Source organism: Actinophytocola sp. (genome assembly GCF_045807065.1).
Taxonomy (GTDB): domain Bacteria; phylum Actinomycetota; class Actinomycetes; order Mycobacteriales; family Pseudonocardiaceae; genus Actinophytocola.
Map to the genome: position 1 here is coordinate 1 of NZ_JBJMIE010000822.1, position 7,186 is coordinate 7,186.

General features: G+C 70.3%; 9 protein-coding genes. 5 read left to right on the forward strand and 4 right to left on the reverse strand.

Annotated elements, in window-relative coordinates:
* Together ACJ73U_RS47600 and ACJ73U_RS47605 are read left to right on the forward strand one after the other, a co-directional pair.
* Window positions 1-821 (forward strand): alkaline phosphatase D family protein (locus ACJ73U_RS47600; RefSeq protein WP_407784424.1); only part of this gene is annotated, 821 nt, incomplete at its 5' end.
* Entirely contained in the window at window positions 712-1,203 is a 492-nt protein-coding gene (locus ACJ73U_RS47605) for a hypothetical protein (protein WP_407784425.1), read from the forward strand. The genes ACJ73U_RS47600 and ACJ73U_RS47605, both read left to right, overlap by 110 nt.
* Here ACJ73U_RS47605 and ACJ73U_RS47610 read toward each other — a convergent pair.
* On the reverse strand, window positions 1,151-2,338 hold the full coding sequence (locus ACJ73U_RS47610) for a multidrug effflux MFS transporter (protein ID WP_407784426.1): 1,188 nt from the start codon (window positions 2,336-2,338) through the stop codon (window positions 1,151-1,153). The genes ACJ73U_RS47605 and ACJ73U_RS47610 overlap by 53 nt on opposite strands.
* Window positions 2,339-2,444: 106 nt before the next feature.
* On the opposite strand from ACJ73U_RS47610, the gene ACJ73U_RS47615 reads away from it, so the two are divergent.
* On the forward strand, window positions 2,445-2,642 hold the full coding sequence (locus ACJ73U_RS47615; RefSeq protein ID WP_407784427.1) for a hypothetical protein: 198 nt from the start codon (window positions 2,445-2,447) through the stop codon (window positions 2,640-2,642).
* Here ACJ73U_RS47615 and ACJ73U_RS47620 read toward each other — a convergent pair.
* Window positions 2,597-3,628, reverse strand: coding sequence for an alpha/beta hydrolase (locus ACJ73U_RS47620; protein ID WP_407784428.1), 1,032 nt, complete (start codon window positions 3,626-3,628; stop codon window positions 2,597-2,599). The genes ACJ73U_RS47615 and ACJ73U_RS47620 overlap by 46 nt on opposite strands.
* A 42-nt stretch (window positions 3,629-3,670) precedes the next feature.
* The gene (locus tag ACJ73U_RS47625) at window positions 3,671-4,903 is read right to left on the reverse strand and encodes an exonuclease domain-containing protein (RefSeq protein ID WP_407784429.1); all 1,233 of its coding nucleotides are present in this window, start codon (window positions 4,901-4,903) and stop codon (window positions 3,671-3,673) included.
* Window positions 4,904-5,103: 200 nt separating this feature from the next.
* Here ACJ73U_RS47625 and ACJ73U_RS47630 point away from each other — a divergent pair, with 200 nt between their 5' ends.
* On the forward strand, window positions 5,104-6,063 hold the full coding sequence (locus ACJ73U_RS47630; RefSeq protein ID WP_407784430.1) for a magnesium transporter CorA family protein: 960 nt from the start codon (window positions 5,104-5,106) through the stop codon (window positions 6,061-6,063).
* Here ACJ73U_RS47630 and ACJ73U_RS47635 read toward each other — a convergent pair.
* Window positions 6,041-6,535: a hypothetical protein gene (locus ACJ73U_RS47635; protein ID WP_407784431.1), complete on the reverse strand. Its 495-nt coding sequence runs from the start codon at window positions 6,533-6,535 to the stop codon at window positions 6,041-6,043. The two genes, ACJ73U_RS47630 and ACJ73U_RS47635, sit on opposite strands and share 23 nt — an antisense overlap.
* 76 nt (window positions 6,536-6,611) lie before the next feature.
* Here ACJ73U_RS47635 and ACJ73U_RS47640 point away from each other — a divergent pair, with 76 nt between their 5' ends.
* The gene (locus ACJ73U_RS47640) at window positions 6,612-7,055 is read left to right on the forward strand and encodes a DUF4383 domain-containing protein (RefSeq protein WP_407784432.1); all 444 of its coding nucleotides are present in this window, start codon (window positions 6,612-6,614) and stop codon (window positions 7,053-7,055) included.
* Window positions 7,056-7,186 lie beyond the last annotated feature (131 nt).

Genomic DNA, 7,186 nt, shown 5'->3' on the forward strand with positions numbered 1-7,186 from the left:
ACATGCGCACGTACCGGAATGCGAACGGCCCCGACAACCAGACGGTCGACGACCAGGGCATCCTCGGGACGACGCAGGCGGAGTGGCTGAGGCGCGAGCTGGCCGCCTCGCGCGCGACCTGGAAGGTCATCGCGGCGGACATGCCGCTGTCGCTGGTCGTCCCGGACGCCACCCGCATCGAGGCGGTCGCCCAAGGCGACGACGGCGCGCCGCTCGGCCGCGAGCTGCAACTCGCCGGCGTGCTGTCCTCCATCAAGAGGCACCGCGTGCGGAACGTCGTCTGGATCACCACGGACGTGCACTACACCGCCGCGCACTACTACGACCCGGAGAAGGCGGCGTTCCAGGACTTCGACCCGTTCTGGGAGTTCGTGTCCGGCCCGCTCAACGCCGGCGCCTTCGGACCGAACGCGCTGGACCCGACGTTCGGGCCGCGGCAGGTGTTCGCGCACACCCCGCCGGCCGCCAACGCCTCGCCGCTGGCGGGTTTCCAGCACTTCGGCGAGGTCAACGTGGACGGCGGCAGCGGCGTGCTCACCGTCGACCTGCGTACTGGCCAGGGGGTCAGCCTGTGGTCGAAAACCCTTGTGCCGCAGCGGCAGTACGCTTCCTCGGGTGTCCATCAAGAAGCTGCCGGTCACGCCGGCGGAAATCAGGGTCTTCCTGTCGCTGACCAGCGACTGGACCCGCGAGGGTGTCGAGGCGGCGCTGGTGCGCGCCGGCTGGGCGACCGAGGGCGAGCCGCTGGACTGGTCGGCGGCCGCCAGTGCGCCGCACTACTTCGGCGAGGAGGACAACGGGTGGCGGCTGGAGCTGGGTGACCCGCCCGGCGAGCCCGGTGCGTCGATCCGGCTGCCCTGCGCGTTGTTCTGGCCGGCGTTGGACATCGACGAGGACGCCGACGACTACGCCGACGAGGACGACTTCACCGTGGACGAGGACGAGGCGGACGACCTCGACGACGAGTACGCCGCGCTGTGGGCGCGCGATCCCGACGCCGAGCGCGACGTGTTCGACGACGAGTTCGCGCGGTTGTCGGACCTGCTGCGCGCGGAGCTGGGCGAACCGGACAAGCGCACCGAGGGCCTCGAGCCGTCGGAGCTCTGGCACCGCGACGGCTTCGAGATCCGGTTGGAGATGACCGACGACATCAACTCGTACTCGCACTACGACCTGATCGCGGTTCAGCTGCGCGCGGAATGACCGTCAGGCGGACGGCGACCGCGCCCAGCGTGCCGGCCAGCATGAACAGGGCGAGCGGTGTGGGTGACCCGTTGCCGAACAGGCCCGACAGCGGGGACAGCACGGCGCCGAGCGTGAACTGACCGGCGCCGACCAGTGCCGACGCCGCGCCGGGTGTCGCCGCGCCCAGCGTCTGGGCGATCGTGGTCACGGACGGGAAGACCAGGCCGAGGCCCGCGAGTGTCAGGAGCAGGCACACCCACGTGATCGCCAGGCTGCCGCCGGTGGTCTCGATCAGCACGAGGTGGACCGCGGCGGCGGTGGTGGCGAGCGCGAGGCCCGCGCGGAGCATGCCCGCCGGTGTCACCCGGTTCGCGAGCGCGCCGAAGACGCTGCTGGCGGCCAGCATCGCGCACGCGTTGGACGCGAAGATCAGGCTGTAGGCGGTCGGGGACACGCCGAAGCCGACCTCGAGCACGAAGCTCGAGTCGCTGACGTAGGTGAACAGGGCGACGGACGTGCACGCCAGCACCAGGACGTGGCCGGTGAACGCGCGCCGGCGCAGCAGGGTGCCGAACGCTCGCGGCTGAGCGTTGCGCTCCTTGAGGGTTTCCGGCACGAACCGCAGGACACAGAGGGTGAGCGCGAGGCTGATCACGGCCAGGACGACGAACACGACCCGCCACGAGCCCAGCCGCAGGATCAGGCCGCCGAGCGCGGGCGCGACCACCGGCGCGACGCCCAGCAGCATCGCGAGACCGGCGTAGTAGCGGGCCATCCGCGGCCCCTGGAACAGGTCGGTCACCACGGCGCGGGCGAGCACGACGCCGGCACCGCCGAAGAACCCGCAGAGCAGCCGCGCCGCGATGAAGACCACGACGTTCGGGGCGACGGCACAGCCCAGGGCGCACACCGCGGCCGCCACGGTGCCGACGAGGAGGGGCGGGCGCCGGCCGAACCGGTCGCCGAGCGGGCCGAACGTGAGCTGCCCGAAGACGATGCCCAGGAGAAACGCGGTCACCGAGAGCTGGGTGACGGAGACGCTGGTGCCGAAGTCGCCGGCGATCTCGGGCAGGGCGGCGACGTACATGTCGATGCCGAGCGGACCCGCCGCCGCGAGCCCGCCGAGGGTGATGGCGAAGGGAACTCGGCGCACCGCCTCACGATAAACGCGATGATCGAGGTGTTGCTGGTTCGAGGCGGCCGCGCTGAGCAGGTCCCGGGCGAAGCGGGCACGGCGGTCGTCGGCCGACCGCCGCGCGGTGCTGGTGACGATCACCCCGGCCGGCGCGGCGGTCGACGACATCATGCCCAGGCGGCTGGCCATCGAGGCCGAGCTGCTGAGCAGCCTGCCGCCCGACCGCCGCGCGGAGATCGAGCGGGCGCTGGTCCTGCTCAGCGAGCACCTGACGGCTCAGGCGGCGATGCGCTCACACAGCCAGGCCAGCGCCAGGGGGTAGCGGTACTCGATGGCGCCGTGCCGGCCGTCGAACAGCTCGAAGTACACGCGGTCGTCCGGCACCCCGGCCGCCACGACCGCGCGGTGGAAGGCGGTCGCGCCGAGGTCGAGGTAGTACTCGTCGCTGCGGCCCGCGTCGATCCAGATGGCGGTCATCCCGCGCAGGGCCTCGGCGTACCGCGGCTCGCCGGCCATGCGGACCGGGTCCCAGGCGAGCCAGCGGGCCCACACGTCCGGCACCAGCGCGCCGGTGTCGTCGAAGGGGAGCGACACGCTGCCGTCCTCGTTGCCCGAGTACGCGGCGGCGTAGCCGTAGATCTCGATGAGCTCCAGGTCGCTGTCCCTGGTGCCGTGTATGCGCTTGCCACGGTCGGCCAGGAAGTTCGCGTAGTCGCCGTCGTACTCGTCGCGCAGCGTCCGCGCGACCTTCGGGAAGCCGTCCGGGTAGCAGACGTCGAACAGCGCGTCGCCCGCGTGGGTGGCGAGCGCGCCGAACAGGTCCGGTCGCAGCATCGGCGTGACCATGGCGCCGTACCCACCGCTCGACTTGCCCGAGATGGCCCGGTGGGCGGGCTCGGCGAGGGTCCGGTACCGGGCGTCGACCCAGGGCACGACCTCGTCGCAGAGGTAGGAGTGGTAGCGACCGGTGGCCGGGGAGTCGAGGAACTGGCTGCCGCCGTAGGCCGTCCACGCGTCGACGTACACCACGATCGCGGGCGGGGTGCTCCCGTCCGCGAACACGTCGTCGGCCAGCTCGGGGAACGGCCGGCGGAACGGCGTCCGGTTGAACCACATGGCGACGTTGCCGGTGTAGCCCTGGATCACGTAGACGACCGGGTACCGCCGGTCGGAGTCGTCGTAGCCGGGCGGGAGGTAGACGTAGATCGGCCGCTCGTGCGGGTCCCCGAGCGGGTTGTCCCGCAGGAGCGCACTGTGGACGGTTTCGTGCTCGATACGCCCGACGAGCGGCGATGACCAGGGCAGCATGTCCGGCAGCCTAGGTGATCACGCCGGTGGCAGCCGACCGGTTTACGCCAGCGCGGCGGCGGCCATCTGCTCGACGAGCCTGCCGAACGCGTCGGGAGTCACGATGGGGATGCCGTACTGGCGTGCCTTGACCGCCTTGCCGGACAGGGAGTCGGGATCGGCGGCCACGAGCAGCCGGGTGCGTTTGGTCACGCCGCCGGCGGCCACCCTGAGGCCGCCGCGGGTGGCCCGGTTCTCCCACTCGTCGCGTTGCCCGACCATCTGCCCGGTGAACGCGACCAGATCACCGGGCCGCAGCCGGAACTGACCCCACTGGGGCGTCTCCTCCGGCGCCTTCCGCAGCGCGAGCTCGACGTCGTGTTCCGTGAGCCCGAGCAGACCGGCCACGTTCCCCAGGTCCAGCCGCTCGTCGTCGGTGACGACATCGTCGGCCCTCGCCGCCCGCGCGAGGGCGTCGAGGTAGTCGCGGTGGAGTCCGAGGACGTCCACGTAGGTCAGGCCCAGCGCCTGCGCGACCTCGATGAGCCCGTCCTGCTCGCTGGCCGAGATGTGCCGGTCGAGCAGCGCGCGGTCGAGCAGCGCGAGGTACTCGTCGGCACGCGGCGGCTGCTGGACCCGGGGAAGCCGGTCGATGAGCCGCTCGAGGAACGCGGGTGGCGCGACGCCGGCGAGCGTGCGCGGGCTGGTGCGGCCGCAGGGCCGCGGCAGCGTGGGCCACGCTCCCCGCGCCGCGGCGAACAGGTCGAACCACGGCTCCGGCCGACCGGTCGCCCTGATGAAGAATGCGAGCAGTTCGGCGCAGGCCCTGGCGTCGTGCAGCGCGGAATGCGGATTCACGTGGTCGATTCCCGCGGCGGCGCAGCACGCCGCCAGCGAGCGTGCCGGGCTGTCGAGACAGGAACCGGACAGGGCCATCGTGCACAGGCCGCGTTCGTGGACCAGCGGGACCGGCGCGCCCATGCGTCCGTATTCGGTGAGGATGAAACGCAGGTCGAAACTCAGGTTGTGCGCGACGACGACTCGGCCGGCCAGGCGCGCGGCCAGGTCACCCGCGATGTCCGCGAACGACGGTGCCCGCAGCACGTCTTTCGCTTTGATGCCATGGATGTGCTGTGGTCCCAGATCCCGTGCCGGGTTGACCAGCGTGCCCCATTCGTCGACCTGCCGGCCGTCGCGGTCGACGAGCACGACCCCGATCTCGACCACTCGGTCGTGCCGCCCCGGAAACAGCCCGGTCGTCTCGACGTCGACGACGGCATAACCCACATTGGACATTTCCCACCGGTTCCTCTCGCTACCCCAGGCCGAACCCAAGAATTCGGTCGGGAAAGGGCGCGGTGGTGTTGCCGGCCGATGTTGATCGATGCGATCTCGTTATCCGCTGTGTTCACCGAAATGGAAAAGCGTGGTTTCCGTGGCGCGGCCGAACCGACGTCGCGCGGCGAGCGGCCGGCCCGCGAACTAGGGTTGCGAAGGTGGCACGGACACGCCTGTACCGGGACGGGGTCCTCGAGGCGGAGGACTTCCCGCCGGAGAAGACCTCCGACTACCTGCGGGACGAGGGGCTGACGGTCTGGCTCGACTTCGGGTCGCCGACCGAGGCGGACCTCGCGCTGGTCGCCGACGAGCTGGGGCTGCACGAGCTGGCCGTCGAGGACGCGCTGCAGTCGCGGCAGCGGCCGAAGCTCGACGAGTACGACACGCACTCCTACCTGACCGCCTACTCCGTCACCCTGGAGCGGGACAGCCTCCAGCTGACCAAGGCCGAGCTGGGCGTGTTCATCACCGAGCGCGCGATCGTCACGGTGCGGCCCGGCGACCGGTTCGACATCGACGCCGTGGTCCGCCGGTGGGACGCGCTCGCGCACCTGGCGAAGAACGGCGTCGGCTTCCTGGTGCACGGGCTGATCGACTACGTCGTCGACTCGCAGTTCGACGTCATCGAGTCGCTCGACGAGCACGTCGAGCAGCTGGAGGAACTGATCTTCGAGGAGGGGCCCGCCCGGCGCGGCATGCTGCGGCGGGCGCTGGCGCTGCGCCGGTCCCTCGGGGTGCTGCGGCACGTCTCGGTGCCCATGCGCGAGGTCGTGAGCACGCTGGTCCGGCGCGCCGACGCCCCGATGACGCCGTACTTCCAGGACATCTACGACCACGTGCTGCGCGTGACCGAGTGGACCGACTCGCTGCGCGACCTCATCGCCACCTTCCGCGAGACGCAGCTGAGCCTGCAGAGCAACCGGCTCAACCTGATCATGAAGAAGGTGACGGGGTGGGCCGCCGTCATCGCCGTACCCACCGCCATCACCGGGTACTACGGGCAGAACATCCCGTTCCCCGGCTTCGGCCAGCCGTGGGGCTTCTGGATGTCGACCGCGACGATCCTGCTCATCGGCGGCGGGCTCTACCTGCTGTTCAAGCGTCGGGACTGGCTGTGACGAACGCCTCGAGACCCGCGTTGGTCCGGTAGGGCTCCAGCTCGGTGCGCTGCGCCGCCGCCCGCTCGATCAGCTCGTCGAAGTCGACGTCCGGCAGCCGTGCGCCGAGGCCGGCGAGGTCGCGGAGAGTGCTCCACAGCTGTTTCTTGCCCTCGATGCCCATGATCAGGAACTCGATCTCCTCGAACCGGCTCAGGGGTGAGTAGCTCAGCAACCTGCCGTTCGGCTTGAACCTGCCGATCCGTTCCGCGACGGTCACCGCGATGTTCTTCATCCGATCGGGTCGAATATTCAGCCGCTCCATGATCTTTTCGAAGGTCGAGACGTCCTCCGCGATGGCCGTCGCGACCCGTGCCAGCGCGGTGCCGGCCTCGGTGCCCTTGTTGTTGCCCGCGGAACGTCTGGCCAGCTCACGCCACGCGACGCCGAGTGCGAGCTGGTCCCTGAGGTAGATGCCGAGAAATCCGTTCATGAAGGTGAGTTACCCGCCGGTTCGGTGGCCGGAACCTGGGTATTCCGGTCATCCCCAGAACGGAGGGATAAAAGTCATGACCAATACCGTCAGCACGAGGACTCCTGCCCAGCTCGCCGCCATGGTGTACGGGGCAGTGTTCCTCGTGGTCGGCATCGCGGGGTTCATCCCGGGGCTGACCACGGACTACGACCTCATGAAGTTCGCCGGCCACGACTCGCAGGCCATGCTCCTCGGCATCTTCTGCGTCTCCATCCTGCACAACATCGTCCACCTGCTGTTCGGCATCGCCGGCCTCGCGCTGGCACGCACCCACGGCGGCGCGGTCCAGTTCCTGATCGTGGGTGGCGCCGTCTACGCGGTGCTGTGGATCTATGGCCTGCTGATCGACAAGGACAGCGCGGCGAACTTCGTCCCCATCAACTCGGCAGACAACTGGCTGCACTTCTTCCTGGCCATCACCATGATCGGGCTCGGCGTCGCGCTGCGGGGCCGCACGGCGGCGCGCCGTTCGGTCTGAGCCCGAGCGGGTATCCGCCCCGCATGAACATGCACAAGTTGTTGCGGCAGGCGGAAGACCTGAAGTTCCTTGACGGCGCCGGCGTCACGGTCATGCGGACCGTGCGCCGGCTGCCGCCGAGGTTGCGCCGG

What these genes read in the sequence shown, in the direction of transcription:
- ACJ73U_RS47620 (WP_407784428.1), bottom strand. Translation starts at nt 3,628, where the DNA reads ATGCTGCCCTGGTCATCGCCGCTCGTCGGGCGTATCGAGCACGAAACC.
- ACJ73U_RS47635 (WP_407784431.1), bottom strand. Translation starts at nt 6,535, where the DNA reads ATGAACGGATTTCTCGGCATCTACCTCAGGGACCAGCTCGCACTCGGC.
- ACJ73U_RS47640 (WP_407784432.1), top strand. Translation starts at nt 6,612, where the DNA reads ATGACCAATACCGTCAGCACGAGGACTCCTGCCCAGCTCGCCGCCATG.
- ACJ73U_RS47625 (WP_407784429.1), bottom strand. Translation starts at nt 4,903, where the DNA reads ATGTCCAATGTGGGTTATGCCGTCGTCGACGTCGAGACGACCGGGCTG.